This is a genomic window from Bradyrhizobium sp. HKCCYLS20291 (assembly GCF_051167715.1).
Lineage (GTDB): Bacteria > Pseudomonadota > Alphaproteobacteria > Rhizobiales > Xanthobacteraceae > Bradyrhizobium.
This window is the reverse complement of sequence record NZ_JBNPTO010000006.1, coordinates 275864-298370: the sequence shown is the minus strand read 5'-3', so window position 1 is coordinate 298370 and position 22507 is coordinate 275864. Positions and strand designations below refer to the sequence as shown.

The window sequence follows — 22507 nt, the reverse complement described above, 5'->3', positions numbered from 1 at the left end:
TGAAACCCCAATTGCCCCCTCGCCGGAGACGCCCGGGCGGTCAGTCCTCGGCCCACGGCCAGTGCCAGTGATGCCAGCCCCAGTTGCGTGGACCGCTGGCATCCATGGCCGCCTTCTGCTTGTCGTCGAGCGAATCATAAAGCGCCTGGAACGCCGGCCGCACGAGCTTGATCGCCTGCTGCATCGCGTCCAGGCGCTGCTCGGCGAATGCGAGACGTTCGGTCGCCTTCGCGGGGGGCGTCGTCGAACAGTCCTTGGTGATCAGATCGGCCGCCTTCGCCGAGGCCGCCTTGAGATCGTCGAGCCGCGCCCGCTGCGTCTCGTTCGGCTTGATCGCGCTCTCGATCTGCGACAGGCGCCATTCGGCAAATCCGGCCATGCGGGGATTGCAGAGGAAGCCGAAGCCCCGGCCGCCCATCATCCCCGGCCCCATCATCATGCCCGGGCCCCAGCCCGGCGGTCCTCCCGCGCCCGGCTGGGCGAAGGATGGTGCAGCGGTCGCCGCCACGACTGCGGCGGCCAGGATCAACGCGCGTGGATCTGCTCGCATGGTGGAACTCCCTTGACGTGACATCAATGAGTTCGTGCAAACTAAGCGGGCAGCGAACGCAGCTGATTGAGCAGGATCAACGGAACCGTCATGCGCCACCGGCGAGTTGACGCGACGCGAACGAAGCGCAGCTATCGCTGGATATGGTCGTCGCTGGTGGCGTCCGGCTGCGGAACACTGGCGCATATGGGCCTGATGCAGCTCAAGACCGCGCTGCATGTGCTGCCGCAGTTCGATCCCTCCTCCGCGCTGCTCGACACGCTCTCGCCGCTGTTGCTCGACGTGACGCATGTTCAGGCGCCGCTGTGGCTGCTCTCGCAGCTCAACGGCGCCTTCATCATCGGCCTGCTGTTCGGGCACTTCTTCCACCGCCTGCCGGGACGCAGCGGCCTCGCCAAGGGCTTCCTGCTCGGCCTTGCCGCCTGGCTGCTGCTCGGCATCGCGCTGTTTCCAGCTATCGGCCTCGGGCCATTCGGCCTGTCGCTCGGCCTCGGTGCAGGCCCGGCGCTGTTCTCGCTGGCCATGGTCGAGGCCTACAGCCTGGTCCTCGGCGTGGTCTATGCAGCCCTGCAGACGCCACGTCAGGAAGATTGAGGCGCCGCGCGCGGCGGCTCCCCTGTCTCGAGACGGCCCGGGTCAATTTCGACAAAGCAGAATATTTCTCTTTCGCTTTTGCAGAAACGGTGTATGATCCGCGTCGTCCTGCCCCATGCAGAGGGACGTACGCGTCGTCACGAACGTCGGGTGCGGGATGCGGTGCCGCTGTCATGTCGGACGCGCTGAAAGCGCAGACGACCGGTATGGTTGCGGACGTGAAGTCGCAGCGTCCTGACACCCCGAAGCTGGTGTCACCCGCGCAATGCGCGTCAGCGCGTTGTCGCGGCATGGTGGCCAACAAGCCCGGCGCACCAGGGAGACTGCGTATAAGCGTGAAGACACCGCGCAGGGAATGCCGGTTGACCGGCTTTACCTGTGGTACTGCCGCCTGCATTCTTTTCGCAGGCGGGCCATGGGTGAGGCCCTCACCCGGCATTCCCTGCACCCTCTCGTTTGCGGAGGGTGAACTGATCGCAGAGCTCGGGCCGTGAGTGCCGCGGGGCCGATTACGCATGTCCATGAGATGCGCCGTGCGCGTCCCAATCTCCGCTGTCGTCCCGGACAAGCCACGGCGCGCGTCAGCGCGACGTGGCGCCGATCAGGGACCCATACTCCGCGGCGGACATAAGACGGACGGTGTGTAACGACGTGCCTGCCCCGAACCACTCCCTGGGGTTATGGGTCCCGGCGTTCGCCGGGACGACGGCGGGGAGTATCATTGGCACCGAAGCGCGCGACGCGAAGTCAAGTCGATGCCGCCACCGAACAAATACAACGACCATCAGCAAGGTTGAGCTCGCACGACATCACGACCTCAAGTCCGCATCGCAAATTCGCAGAGCAGCAAGACGCATCTCCGCTGGCGCAATGGCATGGGACTTGCTCAAATCGCACATCAATTCGTCGCTTGCGGAGACCATCGAATGCTTGAGGGAGCCGAAGTCCGGCTGGCCGTCGATATCGGCGGAACGTTCACCGACATCGTTCTCGACATCGGCCAGGAGCGCCGGACGCGCAAGCTTCTGACCACGCCGACGCAGCCCGAACAGGCCGTGCTCGACGGCGTCAGGCTCATTTTGGCCGATGCCAAGGCCCACATCTCCGACGTCGACGTCTTCATCCACGGCACGACGCTCGCGACCAACGCGATCATTGAGCGGCGCGGCGCCAGGACCGCGCTGATCGCCACGTCGGGCTTCCGCGATGTTCTGGATATTGGAACTGAGAGCCGCTACGACCAGTACGATCTCGCGATCGACAAGCCGAAGCCGCTGGTGCCGCGCAGCCTGCGCTTTACCGTGCCCGAGCGCGTCGATGCCCATGGCGAGGTCAGGCTGCCGCTGGACGAAGCGGCGATGCGCGCGCTCGCGCCGCAACTGCGCGCGCTCGACGTCGCCAGCATCGCCGTCGCCTTCCTGCACGCCTACGCCAATCCCGCGCATGAGCGGCGTGCCGCCGAGATCCTGGCCGAGGAGCTGCCCGGCGTCTCGATCACACTGTCGTCCGCCGTGTGTCCCGAAATCCGGGAATACGAGCGCACCTCCACCGCCGTCGCCAATGCCTATGTGCAGCCGCTGATGGACAGCTATCTCGCCCGCATGGATCAGGCGCTGCGCATCGAGCAGTTCCGCGGCACGATCTATCTGGTCACCTCGGGCGGCGGCGTCACCTCGATCGACACCGCGCGCCGCTTCCCGGTGCGCCTGGTCGAATCCGGCCCCGCCGGCGGCGCAATCTTTGCCGGCCAAATTGCCGCGCGACTCGGTGAGCGCAAGGTGCTGTCGTTCGACATGGGCGGCACGACAGCAAAAATCTGCCTGATCGAGAATTTCGAGCCGGAGAGTTCGCGCGTGTTCGAGGTCGATCGCGCTGCACGCTTCCTCAAAGGCTCGGGGCTGCCGGTGCGCATTCCCGTCATCGAGATGGTCGAGATCGGCGCCGGCGGCGGCTCGATCGCGCGGATCGATGCGATGAAGCGCGTCACCGTCGGCCCCGAGAGCGCCTCGTCCGAACCGGGCCCGGCGTGCTACGGCCGCGGCGGTCGGCGTCCGGCCGTCACAGATTCCGACGTCGCGCTCGGCATGATCGACCCCGATGCGTTCGCCGGCGGCACCATCAAGCTCGATCCCGAACTGTCCAAGCAGGCCCTGCTCCACGACGTCGGTACCCCGCTCGGCCTCGATGCGGAGACCGCGGCCTATGCTGTGCACGAGGTCGTCTGCGAGAACATGGCGAGCGCGGCGCGCGTCCATGCCGTCGAACGCGGTGCCGTGATTGGCCAGCACACGCTGATCGCGTTCGGCGGCGCCGCACCGCTGCATGCCGCCCGCGTTGCCGAGAAGATCGGCGTCGCCAGGGTGGTCGTGCCGTCCAATGCCGGCGTCGGCTCCGCGGTCGGCTTCCTCGCCGCGCCGATCGCCTATGAGCTGGTGCGCAGCCGCCATGCGCGGCTGGATGATTTCGACACGGCGCTCGTCTCGACTCTGTTGCAGGAGATGGCCGATGAAGCCCGCGCTCTCGTCGAGCCGGGCGCAGCCGGTGCTCCGGTGCGCGAGCGCCGCGCGGCCTTCATGCGCTATGTCGGCCAGGGCCACGAGATCAGTGTCGAGCTGCCGAACCGGGCACTGACCACCGAAGACCTTCCTGCGCTGCGCAAGACCTTCGAGGCTGGCTATGCCGCGCTGTTCGAGCGCGCCATCCCAGGCGCTGCGATCGAGGTGCTGAGTTGGTCGGTGCTGGCGACGACCGACGCCCGCCAGCCCGAAGGGATCGCCGAGGTCATCCGCAAGCCGGCAGGCGCGGCCTCCGGTCATCGCAAATTCTTCGATGGCCGCGCCGGCCGCTTCGTCGAGATCCCGCTGTATCGCCGCGAGCAAATGACGCCGGGCGCGGTGATCGCAGGACCTGCAGTGATCGCCGAGGACGAGACCTCGACCTTCATCTCCAACAGCTTCGACGCGCATATCGACGGTGCGGGCAGCATCGTCATGGAACGGAAGGCGGCCTGACCATGAGCGCGTCACAAACCAGCCTGATCGACCTGCAGATCATGTGGCACCGGCTGATCGCCGTGGTCGAGGAGCAGGCCCAGGTGCTGCTGCGCACCGCCTTCAGCCCGATCGTGCGCGAATGCGGCGACCTCTCCGCCGGCGTGTTCGATCTGAAGGGCCGCATGCTGGCGCAAGCCGTCACCGGAACGCCGGGTCACGTCAATTCGATGGCCGAGTCGGTGAAGCACTTCATCGCCCACTTCCCGCTTCACACGATGAAGCCTGGTGATGCCTACATCACCAACGATCCCTGGATGGGCACCGGTCATCTCAACGATTTCGTCGTCACCACGCCCTGCTTCAAGGACGGCCAGCCGGTCGCGTTGTTTTCCTGCACCAGCCATCTGATGGACATCGGCGGCATCGGCTTCGGCCCCGATGGCACCGACGTGTTCATGGAGGGCTTGTACATTCCGATGCTGAAGCTGATCGACCAGGGCGTCGTCAACGAGACGCTCATGGCGATGATCCGGGCGAACACGCGGCTGCCGGTCGATACCGAAGGCGACACCTATTCGCTCGCCGCCTGCAACGATGTCGGCTGTCAGCGCCTGGTCGAGATGATGACCGAGTTCGGCATCTCTTCGCTCGATGAGCTCGGTGACTACGTCTGCGACCGCTCGCGCGAGGCTGTTCTCGCCGAAATCGCCAAGCTGCCGAAAGGCACCTGGCGCAACGAGATGGTGGTCGATGGCTATGATGCGCCGGTGACCTTGAAGGCGGCGCTGACGATCTCGGATGAGGGAATCCATGTCGACTTCGACGGCACGTCGAAAGCCTCGAAGTTCGGCATCAACGTGCCTTTGTCCTACACCACGGCCTACACCGTGTTCGGCCTCGGCTGCGTCGTGGCGTCCGCGATCCCCAACAATGCCGGCTCGCTGTCGCCGCTGACGGTGTCGGCGCCGTCGGGCGCGATCCTCAATGCGCCAAAACCCGCGCCGGTCGCCTCGCGCCATGTCATCGGCCAGATGCTGCCCGACGTCGTGTTCGGCTGCCTGCGCCAGATCATCCCGGAGCGTGTGCCAGCCGAAGGCACGTCGTGCCTGTGGAATCTGAACGTCCGCGGCCAGACCCGCTCCGGCGCCGGCGGCAATTACGGGTTCTCGATGGCGGTGACCTCGAACGGCGGCACCGGCGCGCGCTTCGACAAGGACGGACTGTCGGCCACCGCCTACCCTAGCGGCGTGCGCGGCACGCCGGTCGAGATCGCCGAGACGCAGACGCCGCTGATCTTCTGGCGCAAGGAGCTGCGGCCGGACTCCGGCGGAGCCGGGCGCACCCGCGGCGGCCTTGGCCAGATCATCGAGGTCGGCAGCGGCGTCGATGCGCCATTCGACATCCTCGCCGCCTTCGACCGCATCGACCACCCGCCCCGCGGCCGCGACGGCGGCCATAATGGCGAGGCCGGCTATGTCGGCCTCGCATCGGGCCAGAAGCTGCGCGGCAAGGGTTTTCAGACCGTGCCGCCGGACGATCGGCTGGTGGTGCTGACGCCGGGCGGTGCGGGCATTGGTGATCCCCGGGAACGTGCGACCGAGCTGGTGCAGAGCGACGTCGAGAGCGGGCTGGTGTCGGCGGACAATGCGGCAAAGCTCTACGGACAGGCGCGGTGATGATGCTCCTCTCTGTTGCGGATGCTCGATTGAGTCCACATCGCGCGGCACTCCCCGCCTGCGGGGAGAGGCCGGATTGCATCGCAGATGCAATCTGGGTGAGGGGCTCTCTCCGCGAGTCTGGTGGGCGTGGCTGCCCCTCACCCCAACCCTCTCCCCGTATGAACGGGGAGAGGGAGCGCACTGCCTTCGCGACGCCAGCCGGGATCCAACTAACAGGCGTGAATTTTCCCCCTCGCATCACAACCAACCGGAGACACCGATGATCACACGACGGACGTTCACGGCAGGGGCAGCCACCCTGCTCGCCGGCACCCAGCTCTCGACCGGAGCGCGGGCCGCCACGACCAACTGGGACATGTCGACGGTCTGGCCGGAGGGCAACTTCCATACCCAGAACGCGATGGCCTTTGCCGAGGAGGTGAAGAAGCAGACGGGCGGCGCCGTCAACATCACCGTGAAGGCCGGCGGCCAGCTCGGCTTCAAGGGCCCCGAGCATCTGCGCGCCATTCGCGATGGCCTGGTGCCGCTGGCGGACGTGCTCAACATCCAGCAGGTCGGCGACGAGCCGTTCATGGGCGTCGAGAGCATTCCGTTCCTCGCCGGCTCGATCGACGAGGTCAAGGCTCTGCACAAATACGTCCGGCCCGAATACGACAAGATCGCCGCACGCAACAACCAGAAGATCCTCTACATCGTGCCGTGGCCGACGCAGTACCTGCATCTGAAGGTCAAGACATCGGACGTCGCGGGCTTGAAGAACATCAAGATCCGCGTGCCCGACAAGAACGCGGTCGACATGCTCAACGCGATCGGCATGGCCGCGGTGATGATCCCCTGGGGCGAGACGATCCCGGCGCTGGCCTCTGGCGCGGTCGCCGGCGTCTCGACCTCGTCGGTTTCGGGTGTCGACGGCAAGTTCTGGGAGTTCCTCAAATACGTCTACCCGACCAACCATGTGTGGTCGTCGCAGATGCTCAACGTCAACCTCGACTCCTGGAAAGCGCTGACGCCCGAGCAGCAGAAGATCATCGCCGACATCGCCGCCAAGATGGAGCCGACCTTCTGGGCCAACTCGGTCAAGGCCGACGTCGACAGCCTCAACCGGCTGAAGGAAGGCGGCATGGAGGTGGTGCCGGTCTCGGATGCGATGATGACGGAAATCCGTGCCAAGACCGCGCCGCAGATGGAGGCCTTCCTGAAGCGCGTGCCGGCTGCCGAAGCTCCGGTGAAGGCGTATCTCGCCGAGATGAAGCGTGGCTGAGGGCGTGATGGAGCCGTCGCCGGGCGATCGGGCGAGCCTCAACGCAGCGGCGCCCGCGCCGCTGCGCATCCTGCTCGACGTCATCGACCGGCTCGGCCGGCTCGATGGCTGGATCGGCGGCGGCTGTCTGCTCACGCTGACAGCGCTGATGCTGGCGGAGGTCATCACGCGGGCGCTGTCGAACGTGCTGCCGTTCTTCCCGCCGACGATCTCGATCGCCTGGGAATACTCGTCCTATCTGATGGCCGCCTCGTTCACCTTCGGCGCCGCCATGACGTTGCGGGTCGGCGGCCACATCCGCGTCGTGCTGCTGTTGAAGAACGTGCCGGCGCCGCTGCAGCGCGCGCTGGAGGTGCTGGCCGCCGCGGCAGGCTTCGCCTTCATGGCGTTCCTCACCTCGGCGATGACGAAGTTCGCGTGGGGATCGTTCATCCGCGGCCAGGTATCGACCTCGAGCGACACGCCGCTGTGGTTTCCGCAAGCCGTCGTCACCTTCGGCATGCTGCTGCTGACCCTGCAATTCCTGGCACGCGCGATCCAGGCTGCGCTGGGCCTGCCGCTGGAGGATCACCGCATGAAGGCGTCGCCGGTCGAATGAGGAAGCAATCTCATTCCAGGTCCGTGATCTCGCACCGAAGGCGGTGCGCTCCCTCTCCCCGTTCTTCACGGGGAGAGGGTTGGGGTGAGGGGCAGACGCACCGGAAGTGTACGTGGAAAGAGCTGTACCCCCTCACCCGGATTGCATCTGACGATGCAATCCGAGCTCTCAGCGCGAGCGAAGCTCGTCGCGGCCCCGCAAGCGGGGCGAGGTTACAGCGCCTACGCCGCACCATCATCGCGCATCACGGCGACGCCGTTCGCGACGCTCGTCGCCGTCTGGCATGCGCAGCACCTTTCCCGCCCGCTCCCCTCACCGCGGACACCCTCGCCCCATGACCATCGAAGTCATCGCCCTGTTCGCCATCCTGTTCGCGCTGCTCGCCGGCGGCCTGTGGATCGGGCTCACGCTCGCCTTCACCGCAACTCTGCTGCTGGCGATGTTCCGCTCGATCCCGCTCGACAAGCTGCTTCCGCAATATGCCTGGAACATCCTGACCACGCAGGAGCTGCTGGCGCTGCCGCTGTTCATCCTGATGGGCGAGCTGTTGTTTCGGACGCGCTTGTCGCGTTCGCTCTTTCAGGGGCTCGCGCCCTGGGCCGGCCTGCTGCCGGGCCGTCTGCTCCACGTCAACGTCATCGGCTGTACCATCTTTGCTGCGATCTCCGGCTCGTCGGCAGCGACCACCCAGGTGATCGGCCGGATGTCGCTGAATGAGCTGCTGCGGCGTGGCTACTCGCGCGACATCGCGATCGGCTCTCTCGCCGGCGCCGGCACGCTCGGCTTCCTGATCCCGCCGTCCAACATCATGATCATCTACGGCGTGCTCGGCGACGTCTCGATCCTGAAGCTGTTCACCGCCGGCGTGCTCCCAGGGCTGCTGCTGGCCGCGACCTTCATGGGCTGGGTGATGCTGCACACCACGCTGAAGCCCGCGATGGTGCCGAAAGCGGAGGCGCAGCTGTCACAGGTGCCATGGGCCGAGCGCTTCGCGGCGCTGAAGGACCTCGCCCCTGCCCTGTTCCTGATCGCCTGCGTGCTCGGCTCGATGTATGGCGGCCTCGCCACGCCCTCGGAAGCCGCCGCAGTCGGCGTGCTCGGCGCGGCGCTGGTGGCCTATTTCCAGGGTGCGATGTCGCAGCAGGTGGTGCGCGACGTGATGATCGGCTCGGTGATCACCTGCTCGATGATCGCGCTGATCGTGCTCGGCGCCTCGATCCTTGGCAATGCCGCAGCCTTCCTCGGTATTCCGCAGATGGTCGCGAGCTTTGTGAAGGGCCTCGGCCTGTCGCCCTTCATGCTGATCTCAGCCCTGATCGTGTTCTACCTGATCCTGGGCTGCTTCCTGGACGGCTTCTCGATGATCGTGATGACCCTGCCGATCGTGCTGCCGATCGTGAAGGGCGCCGGCTTCGACGAGGTCTGGTTCGGAATCTTCCTGGTGCTCGCGGTCGAGATGGCCCAGATCACGCCGCCGGTCGGTTTCAACCTGTTCGTGATCCAGGGCCTGACGGAGGACGGTCTCGGCTACATCGCCCGCGTGACCGCCCCCTATCTCATCATCATGATCGCCTTCGTGCTGCTGCTCACGCTGTTCCCGGGCATCGTGACGATCCTGCCACGATTGCTGTACGGGTGATCCATGTGACGTCGACGAGCCCTCCCCACGCCGTCATTCCGGGGCATTCGCGCGCAAAACGGCGCAGCCGTTTTGAAGCCGCGCGAATGAGCCCGGAATCCATAGCCACGAGCGGTCGTGGCTTGGCGAGATGCTCGTGGCATCGTTCTTCAACACGATTGCCGGTCGTGGTTATGGATTCCGGGCTCGCGCTTCGGGCGCCCCGGAATCACGAAGCAGCACGGACCCGGATGACCAGCGCCATCGGGGCGGCCGCATCAGGCGGCGCGCATTCCGTCGAGGAACTTCTGCACCTCGGCCTTCAACCGCAAGCTCTCGCTCGACAGCGCCTGGGCGGACGCAAACATCCGGTTGGAGCTTTCGCCGGTCTCACCCGCCCCGCGCGCCGCGCTGCGGATGTTGATGACGACTTCAGCGGTGCCGCTCGCCGCCGAGCGAACGCTCTGGGTGATGTTCTGGGTGGCGGCGCGCTGCTGCTCGACCGCGGCCGAGATCGAGGCCGCGATTCCGTTGATGCGCTCGATGGTCGAGCCGATCGCCTTGATGGCATCGACCGATTCCTGCGTCACCGTCTGCATGTTGGCGATCTGGCTGGAGATCTCCTCGGTCGCCTTGGCGGTCTGGCCGGCCAGCGTCTTGACCTCCTGGGCGACGACCGCAAAGCCGCGGCCGGCATCGCCGGCGCGGGCGGCCTCGATGGTGGCGTTCAGCGCCAGCAGGTTGGTCTGCTCGGCGATCGAGGTGATCAGCTTGACGACGTCGCCGATGCGGTTGCCGGCGTCGGACAGTTCCTTGATGCGCTGGTCGGTCGCGGTGGCCTGATTGACCGCCTCGGCTGCGATGGCGTTCGACTCCTGCACCCGACGGATGATCTCGGTGATCGAGCCGGACAGTTCGTCCGAGGCGACCGCTGCGGTGCGGACGTGCTCGGAGGCGGTCTCCGAGGCGCCGGCCGAATGGCCGGAGAGGTCGGCGGTGGTGCGTGCGGTCTGCGTCAGCTGGCGCGCCTCACGCTCGAACTCGCTCGACGAGCTCAGCACGTTCTCGATGATGCCGCCGATGCTGGACTGGAACGAATCCACGAAGCGCTGCATTTCGGCCTTGCGCTGCTCGATGGCCGCCGTTGCATTCGCGACCTGCTCCTCGCGCATCCGCCGCCGCTCACCGGCAGCACTGCGGAACACGACCAGGCTGCGGGCGATCTCGCCGATCTCGTCGCCGCGCTCGTCGGCCGGGATCTCGACATTTTCCCCGCCTTGCGCGATCGCTGTCACCGCCTGCGTCACGTCGCTCAGGGGTTTTGTGACGCGCCGAACCGCCAGCATCGTCAGGGCGAGCACGAGGAGCGCGGCAATCGCGGCCGCAACGATCATGGTCTGCATCACCTGCGCGAGCATGGCGTCGAGCTCGGCCATGGGCACGCCGACATAGAGGATGCCGATCACCTTGCCCGCCAAGTTCGTCACCGGGAAATAGGCGGTCATGAACGGTTTGCCGAACAGCGTCGCCGGCCCCTTATAGGCCTCGCCTCGTCGCAGCAACGCCTGCGCCGGATGGTCGGCCGCAAGCTGGGTGCCGACGGCGCGGTCCCCGTTCTCCTTCTTGACGTTGGTCGACCGGCGCACGAACTGGCCGTTGTCGTCGACCATGAACAAGGTGGCGCTGCCGCCGACATAGGAGACCGCGCGATCGACGAGCGCATGGTCCTTGATGTCGGGGATCGTGGAAATCTCGATGCGGGTGACGGCGCCGTTCTGCACACCGACCTTGGCATCCTTGAACGTCTCGGCGAATGTCAGCGCGAAGGTGCGCAGATTGCCTTCGATGTCGCGCTTGGCCCGCTCACCGAAATCGGAGGTGAGCGACCAGTAGGCCGCGCCAACCACGAGAGCCGTGTTGACGGCAATCACGACCGCGGCGCCGATCAGCGCCTTGGTGCCGAGCTTCAGTTTGATGGCCACGTCGTAAAACCTTCCAGGGAGTGCAACTGATTCTCAAACTGCCCGTACTTGGTTTCCAACCGATTATTTTCCTGTGCGGAAAATACGGGCACCCCCATGAAAAACGGCAACAAGATACCTAAGCATGGCACCAAGCCCTATCATCGTATGGTTTCGCGAGAGCCTGCGGCTTTCTGACCACCCCGCGTTGCATACCGCTGCGGCACGTGGCGGTCCCGTTGTGTTTAGCTACGTCCTCGATCAGGAGAGCTCTGGGGTGCGCCCGCTCGGCGGCGCGACGCGGTGGTGGCTGGCGCAATCGCTGCGTGCACTTCAGGCCGAGCTGCACAGCCGCGGCGCCGAGTTGGTGATCCGCCAGGGGCCGGCGGCCAAGGTGCTCGGGGAACTGGCGCGTCAGACCAAGGCGAGCGCGGTGTATTGGAACGATGTCGCGCAGGCGGGACCCCGCGCCGTGGCGGCGGACGTTGAGGCGGCGCTCGGCGAGATCGGCGTCACGTCACGCATTTTTCCCGATGACCTGCTGGTCGATCCGGCCGAGTTGCGCGGCAAGGACGGACGCGGCCCACGCGTGTTCACACCGTTCTGGAAGCGCGTGCTCGCCCTGGGCCACCCGCCGAAGCCGCTGCCGGCGCCTTCCAGGCTGTCATCACCGCCGGCCGTTTCGAGCCTAACCATCGATGAGCTCGCCCTGGAGCCGACCAGGCCCGACTGGGCGGGCGGCCTGCGCACGACATGGCGGGCCGGCGAGCGCGCAGCCCAGCAGCGGCTCGCGCAGTTTCTCGAGGCGGCCGTGCGGACCTATGCCGCGGACCGTGACCGGCCGGACATCGACGCCACGTCGCGCCTGTCGCCACATCTGCGGTTCGGCGAAATCAGCCCGCGCCAGATCTGGCACGCGGCGCGCTTCGCCGCCGAGGAGAGCCCGGCGTCGGCGCCGGGGATCGACAAGTTTCTGAGCGAGCTCGGCTGGCGCGAGTTCAGCCGTCACCTGCTCTACAACAACCCGGATCTCGCGACCCGCAACCTGCAGCCGTCCTTCGATGCGTTCCCCTGGGCTCACGACGAGACGGCGCTGCGGGCCTGGCAGCGCGGGCAGACCGGCTACCCGATCGTCGATGCCGGCATGCGCGAGCTATGGCACACCGGCAGCATGCACAACCGCGTCCGCATGGTCGCCGCCTCGCTGCTGGTCAAGCATCTCCTGATCGACTGGCGCTGTGGCGAGCAATGGTTCTGGGACACTTTGGTCGACGCGGATGCCGGCAGCAATCCGGCCAGCTGGCAATGGGTGGCGGGCTCGGGCGCCGACGCAGCCCCTTATTTCCGCGTCTTCAATCCGGTGCTGCAGGGCGAAAAGTTCGATTGCAGCGGGGCCTATGTGCGGCGCTGGGTGCCGGAACTGGCGCGCCTGCCCGCCGGGCTGATCCACCAGCCCTGGGCGGCCAAGCCGCTCGAACTCGCGGAGGCCGGCGTCGCACTCGGCCGCTCCTACCCGGCGCCGATGATCGAACACCGGCAGGGTCGCGAGCGCGCGCTTGCGGCCTATGCGAGCTTGCGCACAAGTGATTAGTTGGGGTGCGCTTTGACAGCAGAGAGAATCCAGCTATCGTCGCAGGGTTTCCAACAAATCGGGGGACCGATATGGACGACACACCTCTCTCTGACCCGACCATGACCGAGACGAGCATGCCCGCCGAGGCGCCGAAGGATCCGGTGGCCACGACGGCACCGAAGGCCAGGCGCGCCGCCAAGAAGACGTCGAAGAAGACCTCGAAAAAGGCCGCACCGAAGCGGTCCGCCGCCAAGGCCAAGAAGGTCGCGACCAAGAAGTCGGCCAAGAAGACCGTGAAGAAGGCCGCCAAGAAGACTGCGAAGAAGGCGGCCAAGAAGGCCACCAAGAAAGCGGCCAAGAAGACGAAGAAGGCCAAGCGCTGAGCCTGACTGGTTCGGGACCGAAGGCAACTGAGCTGCCTTGTTGAAGGTCTCGGCGAAACAATCCAGTGCCCGGTAGTGGGGACGATCTGGCGCTGGATTGTTTCGTGATTTGTCGTCCGGCTGTGAAGGCGGACAGGACGGCCCCCGCGCACGGATGGAGCGCCTGCTCTGCCCGTCGTCGTGGAACATATTTGCTGCTGGTGCCTTAGCTTATTCCGAAGGCTTATTTCGAAACGAGGGAGACAGAAGCCGAGCCGTGATCACACCATGACCGGATCAGGCTCACCACGCATCGGGACAGGGATCGACGATCTTCCAGAGCTCGATGCCGTTCTTGATCCGCTTCATCTCGGTGGTGAGACCGCCATTGCGGCGGATCCAATCCTTCACCGTATCCGGATAATAGGACATCAGCTCCGAGGTCCCCTCCATGCTCGTGACCTTGATGCCGAAGGTGAAGGCCTTGTCGTAATAGGCCTGGTGAAAGCCGAGGCTCGCCTTTGGCGTGACGCAGATCTTGTTCATCGGCACGATGCCGAACACCAGCGTGCAGGCCGAGTTGCAGATGCCGTCGATGATCACGCGCTGGCGCGTGTCCCGGATGTGCTGGTATTTCGCTTTGTATTCTTCGATGTAGCCGCCATGATCGCGGGTGATGTGCAAGTCGGCGCGCGCCGGTGCGGCGGCCATCAGCAGGAGCACGACCAATGGGATCAGGCGGTTCATGAACTGGACGGGAAACCCGGTGTGATCTGGGCGACGTCGCGGCAAGACGAACAAGGTCGATGCACGGCGCATTGCGTCGACCTTGTCATCAATTCGTTAAGCATGCGGAAAAAGCCGAAAATTTGGCAAACCACGGCGCTTTTCCGCCTCCCCGCCGTCCTTTCGGGGTTAGATTACCGTACAACTGGCTGGTCTTAGCGCCTTCTTCGGAGAAAAGACATGAGCAAGCTCGCATCATTCGCTGCCGCCCTGATCGTGGCCGCGGCCGCCCTGGTTCCGGTCTCGTCGGAGGCGCGCCACCACCATCGGCACCATAGGCACCACCATCACCACGGGCTGCCCTATGCGATCAGCTTTTTGCACAATTACGGCCCCGGCCCGCTGCCCGGCACGTTCGCGTTCTACGATGGTCCGTCGACCAACCACTGCTATCAGAGTGCCGCCGCCTATCTCGGCCAGGACCGCCGCCGCCATCCCTGCTTCTGACGGATTCAGTGCCGGCCTGCCCCAGGCTGGCCTGAACAAGGCTTGGCTGACCAAGGCTGGCCTTGCCGGTCCGAGTCTGCTATCCCGACACCGTCGGGACTGGTCCCGCCGACAAGCGCTCGTAGCTCAGCTGGATAGAGCATCGGATTTCGATTCCGAGGGTCGGAGGTTCGAATCCTTCCGAGCGCGCCAGGCCCGTCTTCGCCCCCCTTCATCCGCCATCGCCGATCATCACCGAAGCGCACGATAAGTGCTTGTCAGATCGTGATTTTTCGCGCTTTCGGTGACTGCAGCGTACCATCGGCGGTCGTCGGCGAGCTCCGCCAGACCGTCCATTTGGCCATCCCTCGATCTGAGTTAGAATCCCCCTCACCTGAAACGCTGCATTTTTCAGCGAGGGACAGGAGTTCGAATCTCCCATGCAGTTTCTAACTCAGAAGCCCGAGATCACCGCCAAGAACTATCTCTCCGTCGGGCCCGGCGAATACCCGTGCGGCAACAACCTCTATTTGATCGTCACCCCAAGCGGCGGCCGCCGCTGGGCGTTCCGCTACCAGCGCAACGGCATCGTCAAGAAGATGGGTTTTGGTTCGGCCAAGGAAACCGGCCTGAAGCTGTGCGAGGCCAGGGACAAGGCGATTGACGCTCTGCGGCTGCTGGCCAAGGGGACCGATCCGCGAGAGCACCGTGACGTAGAGAAACGCCGCACCCAGGGATCGCGCCAGTTCGGCGAATTCGCAGAGGAATGGCGGCGCACCTACGAGACCGGCATGAGGCACAAGGCCGCCAAAGCAAAGCTAAAGCGCATCGTGCAAGTCATCTGCCGCCCGCTCCACAAGCACTGGGTCCACGAGATCGAAACTGCCCATGTCGTCAACGTGCTCATGCCGATCTGGCAGCAGCCTGAGACCTCCCGCTCCGCACGCCAGATCATCAAGAAGATTCTTGACGCGGCGATCGCCCACAACCTGCGACCGAAAGACAACCCCGCTGATTGGGCCAGCCGACTGCAACCGATCATGCCCAGGCAGCGGCGGCGTGGCACGATACGGGGCGGCCACAAGGCGATGGACTACCAGGACCTGCCGGCGTTCATGCACAAGCTCAGCGCCATCTCGACGCAAAGCGCGCGGGCGCTCGAGGTCATCATCCTGACCCTGGGACGAACCGCCGAAGTTCAGACCATGCGCTGGGCGCAACTCGATCTCGATAACGGAATCTGGGATCTTGGCTTTCTCGGCACCAAGAACGAGCGGCTGAAGCGCACGCCGTTGCCCCGGCAGACGCTGACCTATTTGCGCGAGGCTTATGAGAGCCGCGTCAATGACGAATTCGTGTTTCCCGGCCGCAGTCTGAAGCGACCGATGAGCAACATGACGATGCTCAAATATCTCAAGGAGCTCACCGGAGACGACTCCCTGACTGTGCACGGCTTCCGCACGACGTTTCGAACCTGGGCGCAGGAGCAGACCCACTTCGAGGAGGAAATCGTCGAGCATTGCCTGCACCACATCACGGGCGATGATGCCGAAAAGGCCTATAAGCGCGGCGAGGCCCTGAAGAAGCGACTGCATGTGATGCAGACATTCGCGGACTTCGCGACGCAACCACCAAAGAGCAATGTGCACCCGATGAAGGTCGCCTGAAGTTCAAGCTATCTCCTGCCCCGACGAGGATGTCACCGCTCGGGCTGCTTGGTCGCCTCGGGCAGGCTCTCCAAGAAGGATGCCAGATCTGCGCGCGTGATGATCGTCCGCGTGCCATACTTTCGGATTCGCAGCCGCCCTTCTTTGATGGCCTTGTAAAGGGACGTTTGGCCGAGCGAAGATAGTACCGCAGCCTCAGGAACGGTGAGGCAGAGCTTGTCCGCAGCGTTTCGAAGCATCGGTTCGCGCTTTGGCATCTCGGGGTGGTCTCGCTTCATTTGATTGCCGCGACGACATAGCAGGCACGCAGATCCGACGGATGAAGGCTAGGCGTATGCTTGGCAACGTCCGAAGTCCCTCAGGCGGAGTTTCGGACGCTATGTCGTACAATTGGGTTAGTTGAGAATCCTGACTGAACTGAACTGGCAGCGAAGCGCGGATGCCACGACCGAGAAAAGGGCAGCCGCAGTGTCAACATCGTGTGGCGACTGCTGCCCCCCTTTTGCTGCGCTTTCGGTTCCACAGCTCTCCAAATCCTTCCGGACGCCTTTGGAGTGCCTCAAAGGAGATCGCTGCAAAAGAGTGGCCGATCCATTTGCGTCTGTCTCCTGCGCCCGCTCTGGGCCTTGCAGCGCATGTTCAGGAGGAGCCAGAGATCAGGAAGATGCACGGCATAGCTTCCGGTTTGGCAGCCTGGACCGCCCCGCCGGCTCCCACAACGGTTTGGAGCTTCGTCACGTCACTGCACCCAGCACAATCTGGGCGCCCCGCGACAGCCCGATTGCTTACCTGCCTTTCGGCCGACCGCCACCGAGCAAATGTCGGTATCGGATCCGGAGCTCCATGATCGCAAACCGGTCGAGCTCGCCCCGCCGGTAGCGTTGACGCAAGTCGTCCCGTGCTGGGTCCGGAAGCGCGGCGATCAATTCCCAACCTTCAGCAACGTCGTCAAAGAGCGCGACAATTCCCGGATCAAGGCGGGCGTCATCCTGGAGATCGACCATCTCATCGTGAGTCACGCCGACGACACCCGGCCGACCATCAACAGCGCGGGATCCCAGCAGATCAGATCTGTTTTTACATAGTTCTTTATAGGCAGGTCCCTCAGGGCCCCGCGGTGAGTCTTTATACGCAGGTCCCTTTTGGACCCGCGGAGCCGCAAGTCCCTTTCGACCCCGCGGACGCGCCGACTTATCCACAGGCGCCGGCACGTCACGGACGACGTAATCAATCTCACCGAACCGATGTCCGTCGACAATTCGTTGCGCTTCGCGGGTGACGTAGCCGGCGGCGATCAACTCTCGGAAGATGCGCTGCAGCTTCTTGCGGCCGACGAGGAGGGTTCGCCCGATATGATCGAGGCGGACGTGCCACTTGTGAGGACGCGACAATAGATAGCCGAGAACGCCCTTGGCCTCGACAGAGAGGCGGGTATCCGCGAAGACCGCGTTCGGGACGATGGTGAATTGCACCCTGTGCACGCGACGGACGATGGTCACGGGCGGGTGACCGTCCGGATGAACTCATGCAGATCGGCGCGAACTTGAGCCGCACGACGGCTCCCTGCCCCTATGGAACGGCGTGCGAAGCTCACGGGAGGATACGCCCCGTTCAGGAGCTTGCAGGACCTCGCATTGGTCGGAGCGCGCAATTCACTCGGGCAACGGCCGCACGGCGACATAGGTCGATTGTGCCACAGCAACTCCGGACTCGCATATCGCCGAGTCTTCGCTGTGCTACGCCGCCATGCGATCGACAGGTCGCGGATGTCTATGCAACGCGAGAGACGTCAACCACGATGAGCGTTGCCAGTGCGAGGCTTGCCATGGACCGCATGCTGTCCCCCAAACCGGCCGCCCCTGCTCAGCCGACTGTCGCTCAGAGAGACCGGCTCCCCTTTTCTTCCAGGTCTTCTCCCACCCAATCAGTGCCGATTGTGATGTGATAGGACAGGCTCCAGGCCGCGTTCTGGATCGCTAGAGCTCACAATGCGGGACCCGCCGCCCTCGGCCGCCTGGGCCGCCTTGACGAGACGCCTGACCTGCCGTGCCGTGCCGGCCAGGGCGCGTCCCTGGATCTCCCGCAGCTCCTCGTCAGTAGCCGCAATGACGTCATCGCTGAGCGCCTGGAGCAGGCGCGCGAGTTCGAGACGGGGGTGCCAACGTGTCATGGCGTGCTCCAATTTCGTTGGTGCCGGAGCAGCGCGCGCCGCATTCGCCGCCGCGCAGTATCGTAATCGATAGCCGAGATGCCATACGCCCGGCAGATGTCCCTGGCCGTGAGGCCGTTGGCCAGCCCGTCGATGATCTGCAACACGACCGGATCTCCTGCAAACAGCCGAAACACCTCGGCGAGCCCTACGACCGCCACAGCCACGCGTTCGGGATCGGCCAGTTCGTCAACGGGATCGCTCGCGACGCCGTGCTGGCCGGGATCATCGCGGCTGACCAGTAGCCGTTGCTCGCTCCGAACGCGCCGCCAATAGTCGTCGCAGAGGCTGCGCATGACGCCGGACAAGAAAGCCAGGATCGGCACACCCAGCGGCCAGACCCGCGATCCGTCGAGAACGCGGAGGATGGCCTCATGCAGCACGTCGGTCCAGCCGATCCCTCCGGGCAGCCCGCGGCTCCACAATTGCGCCAGAGCTTTCAGCCGCACCAGATCGGTCTCAGACAAAGCCTCGATCGCCGCCGCCGCATCGGCGACGGTGCGACCAGCGTTCGAGCCAACTCCAGGGGTGCCAATCGATCGTTCCATCACCCCTATTATGCGGCCGAGCAGATCCGTTGCGGACAGCCTCGGGAAAAATTTTGCGCCGTGTCCGCGCGACCGATCCGAGATCCGCATCCTCTTCATGCTGAGAGGAGAGGACTGTGGATCAGATCGCAAAAGCACGCCGCTGGTATGCCGACGACCTACGCTGCAAAACGCCTATTCTGCGCAACCCACATATCGTCGAAGCCTTCAGCGCCGTCCCGCGAGAGGCGTTCCTCGGCCCAGGTCCCTGGTGGATCATCCCATACCCATACCGGGAGCCGTTCATCACCCCGGACGACGATCCGAGTTGGCTCTATCACGACGTCCTTGTCTCGATCGACCTGAGCCGGAAGCTCAACAATGGGATGCCGAGCTTTTGGGCGCGCAATTTCGAGCACCTCGATATCGCCCGTGGTGAGCGCGTGCTGCAGATCGGAGCGGGCAGCGGCTACTACTCAGCCGTGCTCGCCGAAATCGTCGGGCCCTCCGGGCGGGTGACGGCGGTGGAAGTCGACCCGGCTCTCGCCGCCCGAGCCCGCACCAACCTGAAGGGCTGGCCGCAGGTCCAGGTGATCTCGGGCGACGGCCGGGATGTCCATGCCGACGCGAGCGACCATGACGTCGTTATCGTGTTCGCAGGCTGCACGCACCCCGCTCCGCAATGGCTGGATGGCCTCGCCGAGAACGGGCGGCTGCTGCTCCCGCTGACCAGCGAAGATTGGTCCGGATTCCTGCTGCGCGTGGTCCGCCGCGGTGCCTCCTTCGAGGCCTCGTCGATCGGCGGGGTCAGCATCTATCCCTGCACAAACGGCCGCGATGAGGACGCCAGCCGCCAGCCGAAGAGCGCCCTCGCGAACTCGCCGATGATGAATATTCCGATCCAAGCACTCCACCGCAGCATTCCATCATCCGCAGAGTCCGAGCGGGTCTGGTATCAGGCACCTGGCTTCTGGCTGGAGCGGCGAGGATCGGAGGTCGATGCGACCAAGCAGCAGGCCGAAGTCGGCAACAACGACACCACCTAACGCGAGATCCGAGGCATCGGATAAGACGGCTCACGCGCCTGCTCCGGGCGGAATGCGTCAGCATAGAACCTCAGGCAACGGCCGCGATAGGGCTTCATCCGCCAGCGCAAACAGCGTAGCGGATTCTGAGGTGGGCGCGGAATGATCCGAGGCTTTCGCCAGAGTTCGCTACAGCACGATCAGTGCCGAAATGATCTTTGACTTTGCTGGCAAAAATCTCAACAGCGGCACGCCCTCCGACCGACCGGCACGGCTGAACACAAGCCATGTCAATGGCTTGGTGTTCAACCGGCGAGCCGCTTTTATCTTGCCCTAGACCGTCTCCCCGTAGCCGTCCGGTCTCTGCACACCTTCCCCCTCGTGTCTTGTCGTTCCATTTCGGGCTCTCTGCTGCTGTGGAGAATCTCCGGTGGGATCCAAACATTTCGAGAACAGAGCGCGCCGCGAATGGTGGTCGCTGCACATCGAAGCGTGGCGTCGGAGCGGCCTCGGGATCCGCAAATACTGCCAGCAACAACGTCTGACCGAGAACACTCTGCGGCGCTGGCTGAAGCGGCTGGCCGGCAATGAGACTGCGCTTAAGCTCGAGAAATATCAGACGGAATTGCGCCGCGAGCGCGCCCGGGACGAGCGGGAAAAGGCGCTACGAAAGCAGAAGCAGCGCAGGTTCACGGTCACCTCGGATGTCCGCAATCGGGCGTCCCAGGCATTCTGGGCGATGCATGTCGAGGCACTGAACTGGAGCGGAATGGAGCTCCGCGCCTACGCCTCGGCGATGCAGCTGTCGCCGCATTCGCTGCGCAAATGGCGCGACCAACTGGCCGCCGGCGCGGTCACTATCGACTTGCGTGCCCATCTTCATCCCTCCGCCCGTCCCGCCGTTAGCACTAGTGCTAGGAACTCACAGTCCGAACGCCGCTTGACAGCCGCCGAAATCGGCGATCCGGCGGGTACGCATTCGGCGAAGACCACAGGCGGCGTAGCCCGCGCGGATGCACGTTGATCGGGGCGATCAAGCAGCGGCAGGGATGGCGGGGTGCTTCCAGTTCCAGGGCAGCAGGTCTGCGAGCCTGTTGGCCGGATAATCTGGCAGCCGGGCGAGCACGTCGGCGAGCCATGCTTGCGGATCGATGCCGTTGAGCTTGGCGGTCTGGATCAGGGTGTAGATGGCGGCGGCACGGCGGCCGCCATCGTCGGAGCCAGCGAAGGTCCAGTTCTTGCGGCCGAGGGCCACGGCGCGCAGTTCGCGTTCGGCAGCATTGTTGGTCATGCACAGTCGGCCGTCGTCGATGAAGCGCGTGAACACCTCCCAGCGCTTGAGGCTGTAGTCGATCGCCTTGGCGGTCTCGCTCTTGCCGGAGAGCTTGGCGCGGCGCACGTGCAGGAAGGTATGAAGCTCATCGACCAGCGGGCGGCTGCGTGCGTCGCGCAGGGCTTTGCGCTCGTGGGCCGGCAGGCCGTTGATCTCGCGCTCGATCGCAAACAGAGCGTCGATCTTCGCGATCGCTTCGATCGCGATCGGCGCCTTCTTCAGCCGTGCGATCTCGAAGAACTTGCGCCGTGCATGCGCCCAACAGCCGACCTCGATGATCGGGCTCGGCTTGCGCGATGGATCGTAGAGCCTGTTGAAGCCGGCATAGGCATCCGCCTGCATCGGTCCGGCATAGGTCGCAAGATGCGCCTCTGGATGGGTGCCGGAGCGGTCGGGCGAGTAGAAGAACAGGGCGGCCGGCGGCGCGTGGCCGGCGAAGGGACGATCGTCGCGGACATAGGTCCATACGCGCCCCGTGCGCGTCTTGCCCTTGGCAAGAACCGGCACCGTGGTGTCGTCGGCATGGATGCGCTCGGCAGCGAGGACATGCGCCTTGATCGCCTCGACCAGCGGCATCAATGTCGCCGCCGTCGCGCCGACCCAATCGGCCAGCGTGGAGACGTCCAGCATCACACCTTCATGCGCATACGTCGTGCTCTGCCGGTTGAGGGGCAGGTGCAAGCCGTATTTGGCGAACAGGATGTGCGCGAGCAGACGCGGTCCAGCGCGCCCGCGCGAGATCGGATGGAACGGCGCAGGCGGCTGGCTGATCGCCTCGCAGGCGCGGCAGGAGAACTTCTCACGGATATGCTGGATCACCTTCCACTGCCGCGGCACGAGCTCCAGCGTCTCGGTCACGTCCTCGCCGATCTTGCGCAGCCTGTCGCCGCCGCAACACGGCAATGGGCCGGTGCAGGATGCACGATGCGCTCCCGCGGCAGATCCTCGGGCAGCGGCCGCCGCGCCGGACGCCGCCGCTCGAATGGCCGCACATCTATCTTCGCGGCCTTGGCGCGTTCGGCTGCCAGCTGCGCATCGGCTTCGGCCTCCGATGCATCCTCCTCGAGGTCGGCGAGTTCGAGCTCGAGCTGCTCGAGCACCGAGGCGCGCTCGGAGGATTGACCGTGCTGTTCGTGCTTGAGCTTGGCGATCGTAAACTTCATCTGCTCGATCAGCAGCGTGCGGGCGCGGACCTCGGCTTCGAGATTGCGTGCCTTGGATTCCGCTGCGAGCTGCGCCGCCTGGCCGGCGAGCACCAGCGCCTTCAGCGTCGCGACATCATCAGGGAGCGAATCGGCTGTGATCATCGCCAAGGATGGAATCACAGCTCCGCCCGGCACGCATC

The 22507-nt window shown here is 64.9% G+C and carries 20 protein-coding genes and 1 tRNA gene; 13 read left to right on the top strand and 8 right to left on the bottom strand.

What is annotated here, in order from left to right:
- Positions 1-40 precede the first annotated feature (40 nt).
- A complete protein-coding gene (locus ACQR07_RS16425; RefSeq protein ID WP_434866673.1) occupies positions 41-550 on the bottom strand; it encodes a Spy/CpxP family protein refolding chaperone in 510 nt (169 codons plus the stop codon).
- A gap of 90 nt (positions 551-640) precedes the next feature.
- Between ACQR07_RS16425 and ACQR07_RS16420 the strand changes: the two genes are divergently transcribed.
- The 6 genes from ACQR07_RS16420 to ACQR07_RS16395 all read left to right on the top strand — a co-directional run bounded on the left by ACQR07_RS16420 (position 641) and on the right by ACQR07_RS16395 (position 9314).
- Positions 641-1144: a DUF6789 family protein gene (locus tag ACQR07_RS16420; RefSeq protein WP_434903266.1), complete on the top strand. Its 504-nt coding sequence runs from the start codon at positions 641-643 to the stop codon at positions 1142-1144.
- Between the two features lie 926 nt (positions 1145-2070).
- Positions 2071-4155, top strand: a complete 2085-nt coding sequence (locus tag ACQR07_RS16415) for a hydantoinase/oxoprolinase family protein (RefSeq protein WP_434903265.1) — start codon at positions 2071-2073, stop codon at positions 4153-4155.
- A 2-nt stretch (positions 4156-4157) separates the two neighbouring features.
- A complete protein-coding gene (locus ACQR07_RS16410; protein WP_434903264.1) occupies positions 4158-5813 on the top strand; it encodes a hydantoinase B/oxoprolinase family protein in 1656 nt (551 codons plus the stop codon).
- A gap of 262 nt (positions 5814-6075) precedes the next feature.
- Positions 6076-7077, top strand: coding sequence for a TRAP transporter substrate-binding protein (locus ACQR07_RS16405; protein WP_434903263.1), 1002 nt, complete (start codon positions 6076-6078; stop codon positions 7075-7077).
- Positions 7078-7084: 7 nt separating this feature from the next.
- Positions 7085-7675, top strand: a complete 591-nt coding sequence (locus ACQR07_RS16400) for a TRAP transporter small permease subunit (RefSeq protein ID WP_434903391.1) — start codon at positions 7085-7087, stop codon at positions 7673-7675.
- 334 nt (positions 7676-8009) lie between these two features.
- The gene (locus ACQR07_RS16395) at positions 8010-9314 is read left to right on the top strand and encodes a TRAP transporter large permease (RefSeq protein ID WP_434903262.1); all 1305 of its coding nucleotides are present in this window, start codon (positions 8010-8012) and stop codon (positions 9312-9314) included.
- Between the two features lie 257 nt (positions 9315-9571).
- Here ACQR07_RS16395 and ACQR07_RS16390 read toward each other — a convergent pair whose 3' ends face one another.
- Complete coding sequence (locus tag ACQR07_RS16390; RefSeq protein ID WP_434903261.1) at positions 9572-11275, bottom strand: methyl-accepting chemotaxis protein; 1704 nt, start codon at positions 11273-11275, stop codon at positions 9572-9574.
- A 124-nt stretch (positions 11276-11399) separates the two neighbouring features.
- On the opposite strand from ACQR07_RS16390, the gene ACQR07_RS16385 reads away from it, so the two are divergent.
- Both ACQR07_RS16385 and ACQR07_RS16380 read left to right on the top strand, forming a co-directional pair.
- On the top strand, positions 11400-12845 hold the full coding sequence (locus tag ACQR07_RS16385) for a cryptochrome/photolyase family protein (protein ID WP_434903260.1): 1446 nt from the start codon (positions 11400-11402) through the stop codon (positions 12843-12845).
- Between the two features lie 101 nt (positions 12846-12946).
- The gene (locus ACQR07_RS16380; protein WP_434866665.1) at positions 12947-13210 is read left to right on the top strand and encodes a histone; all 264 of its coding nucleotides are present in this window, start codon (positions 12947-12949) and stop codon (positions 13208-13210) included.
- Between the two features lie 282 nt (positions 13211-13492).
- Here the strand turns inward: ACQR07_RS16380 and ACQR07_RS16375 are convergent, their stop codons facing one another.
- Complete coding sequence (locus ACQR07_RS16375; RefSeq protein WP_434903259.1) at positions 13493-13936, bottom strand: hypothetical protein; 444 nt, start codon at positions 13934-13936, stop codon at positions 13493-13495.
- A 219-nt stretch (positions 13937-14155) separates the two neighbouring features.
- Here ACQR07_RS16375 and ACQR07_RS16370 point away from each other — a divergent pair, with 219 nt between their 5' ends.
- The 3 genes from ACQR07_RS16370 to ACQR07_RS16360 all read left to right on the top strand — a co-directional run bounded on the left by ACQR07_RS16370 (position 14156) and on the right by ACQR07_RS16360 (position 16068).
- Positions 14156-14422: a hypothetical protein gene (locus ACQR07_RS16370; RefSeq protein WP_434866663.1), complete on the top strand. Its 267-nt coding sequence runs from the start codon at positions 14156-14158 to the stop codon at positions 14420-14422.
- A 115-nt stretch (positions 14423-14537) separates the two neighbouring features.
- A tRNA-Arg gene (locus ACQR07_RS16365) sits at positions 14538-14614 on the top strand.
- Positions 14615-14841: 227 nt separating this feature from the next.
- Positions 14842-16068, top strand: coding sequence for a tyrosine-type recombinase/integrase (locus ACQR07_RS16360; protein ID WP_434903258.1), 1227 nt, complete (start codon positions 14842-14844; stop codon positions 16066-16068).
- A gap of 32 nt (positions 16069-16100) precedes the next feature.
- Here ACQR07_RS16360 and ACQR07_RS16355 read toward each other — a convergent pair whose 3' ends face one another.
- The 4 genes from ACQR07_RS16355 to ACQR07_RS16340 all read right to left on the bottom strand — a co-directional run bounded on the left by ACQR07_RS16355 (position 16101) and on the right by ACQR07_RS16340 (position 18915).
- Positions 16101-16325, bottom strand: coding sequence for a helix-turn-helix domain-containing protein (locus tag ACQR07_RS16355; protein ID WP_434903257.1), 225 nt, complete (start codon positions 16323-16325; stop codon positions 16101-16103).
- Positions 16326-16853: 528 nt separating this feature from the next.
- Positions 16854-17567 carry a hypothetical protein gene (locus ACQR07_RS16350; RefSeq protein WP_434903256.1) on the bottom strand — a complete coding sequence of 238 codons (714 nt, stop codon included), beginning with the start codon at positions 17565-17567 and terminating at the stop codon, positions 16854-16856.
- 425 nt (positions 17568-17992) lie between these two features.
- Complete coding sequence (locus ACQR07_RS16345; protein ID WP_434903255.1) at positions 17993-18238, bottom strand: hypothetical protein; 246 nt, start codon at positions 18236-18238, stop codon at positions 17993-17995.
- Positions 18235-18915: an RNA polymerase sigma factor gene (locus ACQR07_RS16340; RefSeq protein ID WP_434903254.1), complete on the bottom strand. Its 681-nt coding sequence runs from the start codon at positions 18913-18915 to the stop codon at positions 18235-18237. Before ACQR07_RS16340 ends, ACQR07_RS16345 begins: the two co-directional genes overlap by 4 nt.
- Before the next feature lie 26 nt (positions 18916-18941).
- On the opposite strand from ACQR07_RS16340, the gene ACQR07_RS16335 reads away from it, so the two are divergent.
- Positions 18942-19850, top strand: coding sequence for a protein-L-isoaspartate O-methyltransferase family protein (locus ACQR07_RS16335; RefSeq protein ID WP_434903253.1), 909 nt, complete (start codon positions 18942-18944; stop codon positions 19848-19850).
- 409 nt (positions 19851-20259) lie between these two features.
- Entirely contained in the window at positions 20260-20853 is a 594-nt protein-coding gene (gene tnpA / locus ACQR07_RS16330; RefSeq protein ID WP_434903252.1) for an IS66 family insertion sequence element accessory protein TnpA, read from the top strand.
- A gap of 9 nt (positions 20854-20862) precedes the next feature.
- Here the strand turns inward: tnpA and tnpC are convergent.
- Positions 20863-22469, bottom strand: a protein-coding gene (tnpC, locus tag ACQR07_RS16325; protein ID WP_434903390.1) for an IS66 family transposase whose coding sequence is annotated in 2 segments (ribosomal slippage) — positions 20863-22061 and positions 22061-22469 — 1608 coding nt in all. Because the reading frame shifts where the segments join, the coding sequence is not laid out codon by codon here.
- Between the last annotated feature and the right edge of the window lie 38 nt (positions 22470-22507).